The 2,798-nt window shown below is 60.6% G+C and carries 2 protein-coding genes; one reads left to right on the top strand and one right to left on the bottom strand.

Annotated features, from left to right (window positions below):
* Positions 1-152 (bottom strand): DUF6894 family protein (locus AB4Z51_RS44680; protein WP_441499741.1); only part of this gene is annotated, 152 nt, incomplete at its 3' end.
* A gap of 1,570 nt (positions 153-1,722) precedes the next feature.
* Between AB4Z51_RS44680 and AB4Z51_RS44675 the strand changes: the two genes are divergently transcribed.
* Positions 1,723-2,730, top strand: coding sequence for an alpha/beta fold hydrolase (locus AB4Z51_RS44675; protein ID WP_441499740.1), 1,008 nt, complete (start codon positions 1,723-1,725; stop codon positions 2,728-2,730).
* The last annotated feature ends 68 nt before the right edge of the window (positions 2,731-2,798 follow it).

Genomic DNA, 2,798 nt, shown 5'->3' with positions numbered 1-2,798 from the left:
CCCTTCCACATGTCGGTGGGATGCTCAGACGTCAGGATAGTGCCTGCGTACTTCACTGCCTCAAGTTTCGCTGCCTCGGTGTCGGCCACTTCAACGCCGACGTCATCGATCAGCATTTTTCCGTTCAAGATATGGAAGTAGTAGCGCGGCATAGACGCTCCTCCGTTTGGGCGGGAGCGCAGTCGTGTCTCTCAGTCAGGGGGCCCCTTGATCGGTCCCGGTGATAGAGGGACAAGAGCAGCTACAGAGTGGCGTTCCTAATTAGGCTACCGCGCTAGGAAACAGGCCAGTCCCCCTTTTTGGGGGCGACCGGCTCAAAGGAACCACAAGGGTGGGCGAATATTTGATTCGTCGCTGGCTCGCTGGACAGCCGGCGGAGCGCGAGATGCCGCTCGGTCGCAAGATCGGCGTGCATCTGGCGCTACCCCTGCACGGTTGACGTTTGTAGGCCGCGGGGGTTCTGGCCGAGTGAGGAACATCGTGGTTCTTGCCATGTTTTCCCGACGCCCTCGGGCTCGTCGAGGGTAACCTCTAGGCCCGGGCTCACCCCCATTTGAGCTGGGGCCCTTTTCTTCCGGGACAAGGGACTGACTGAAGGGGAACGACCAGAGCAGTCGAATATTTGAGTCGTCGCTGGCTCGCTGTAAGAGCTGGCGGAGCGGCCCCGGCCTAACCCCCTAGTCTCCCCCGGAGCCGGGGTCGTCTCTCCGTCCTTGTCGTGTAGGAGTAGCGTATGCGTTCCTCGCCCTCGATCGTGCCGGCCGACCGCCTCGACCGCGACATCTATCTGGTTCGCGAGCGTGATGGCACTGATTGTCGCATTCAGATTTCTCGCTCAGTAAGACCGCCCAGAGCCAGGCATCGCCCATGCGGCTGAACTGCTTGCGCGCCGCGGGCGGCAGTGTCTTCCAGGGTCAGGCAGCGCCCGGCATTCTTCCGAAGATGCTCGGACCGGCTCAATTGGATATCAGCGCTGCTAGCGGGATCGGCAAAAGTCTGCCAGGCGTTCCGGCACAGGGGACACCGCCACTGATTGACGAATTTCCCGGGGGGCAAGTAGGTCGAGTGCATCGGAGCTGCCACGATTCGCCCGCAGGCGATGCAGCCGTTCGTCCCTTGAGACGGCGGTCGTAGGCCCTCGTCTTCAACGGCTTTCGCGGTCCAGCGGCGCTCGAACTTGCGGAAAAGATTGCAGGGGATAGAGCAAAACGTTCACTGAGCGCCTCCTGTTTGTGGGCGGGAGGGCGGTAACGTCTTTCGGTCACTAGCGACTGTCATGTCGTGCTAGCTATACCTTGGATATGGTGTCTCTAAAGACATTTGCCAGAGCGGTTCCCGGGAAAACCGCTCCTCGGCATTCGGCAGATTAAAACGATGCCCTGCATGGCGCCGCCGTTTGGATAACACTCTTCGTGCTGTGCCGCATCCGTGGGGCGTAGGAACATATCTATACCCGCCCTGTTGCGTCTGCACGACATGACCCGTGAATGCGCATGCCGTCCCCAAATGGAGATTTGACCATGCGGGCGCTCTGTAGGCACGGCAAAGGCGACGTCCGGGTAGACATAGTTCCAGATCCCAAAATCCAGCGCCCAAGACGCACGAGAAATTCCGCGACAAAGACGCCGGCGTCATCAAGATCGTGATGAGATCAGGACTTTAAATCCAGCACGCGTTCCTTCCTCTCATCCAACAGCTGGTTCCGCCCAGCGAAAGTGTCACATGCGCATATTGAAAAAACGTTCGCCATCGTTGGCGGCCACGACCCTCCGTGCTTTCGCAGAATATCCGGTGGCCTCCGCGGTTGTCGCAACAGTCGGCCTGATGGCTGCGGCGGCAGTCGTCAATCGGCGACTTGCCGACAAGGCACAACGCGACAACCCGCCTCAAGGACGGTTCATCGATATCGACGGCGTTCGCCTGCATTACGTCGAGCGCGGATCCGGCCGTCCTCTGGTCCTGCTCCATGGCAATGGCAGCATGATCCAGGATTTCGAGTCGAGTGGTTTGATCGATCTCGCCGCCAAGGACTATCGCGTCATCGTGTTCGATCGTCCCGGCTTCGGTCACAGCCTGAGGCCCCGCAATGTCGTGTGGACGCCTGCGGCTCAAGCCGATCTCTTCAAGGATGCGCTTGCACACCTCGGTGTCGAAAAGGCGATCGTGCTCGGACATTCCTGGGGAGCGTCGGTAGCGATCGCATTGGCAAGCAGACAGCCCTCCATGGTCGAGGCCCTGATACTGGCGTCGGGCTACTATTTCCCGACAGCCCGCACCGACGCGATGATGGCGATCGCCGGGCCGGCGATCCCCGGGTTTGGCGATCTCCTCAGTCACACCATCTCTCCGATCCTCAGCCGCCTGATGTGGCCAGCGATGCTGCGGCAGCTGTTCGGACCTAAATCCGTCCCGCGAAAATTCGACGGCTTCCCCAAATCACTGGCGGTGCGTCCGTCGCAGCTTCGTGCGGGTGCCGCGGAAGCGGCGTTGATGGTCCCTTCTGCGATGCTGTCGGCGAAGACTTACGGCGAATTGGCCATGCCGGTCACCATCCTGGCCGGCGAGGACGACCGCCTCATCGACATCGACGAACAGTCCGGCAGGCKGCATGACGAGATCAAGCACAGCAAGATGCGTCGCGTCCCGAATGCGGGTCACATGATCCAGCAATCGGATACGGCTGACCTGATGGCCGCTGTCGACGAAGCCGCGGCGGAAACGCTGCATTGAGCCACCTGATTCTCCCGAGAAGCATCTGGTCGCGGCACGATCCGAATTAGGAACGTCCAACACAGCGC

Source organism: Bradyrhizobium sp. 2TAF36, assembly GCF_052114925.1.
GTDB lineage: Bacteria > Pseudomonadota > Alphaproteobacteria > Rhizobiales > Xanthobacteraceae > Bradyrhizobium > Bradyrhizobium barranii.
This window is presented reverse-complemented; position numbering and strand designations above follow the sequence as displayed.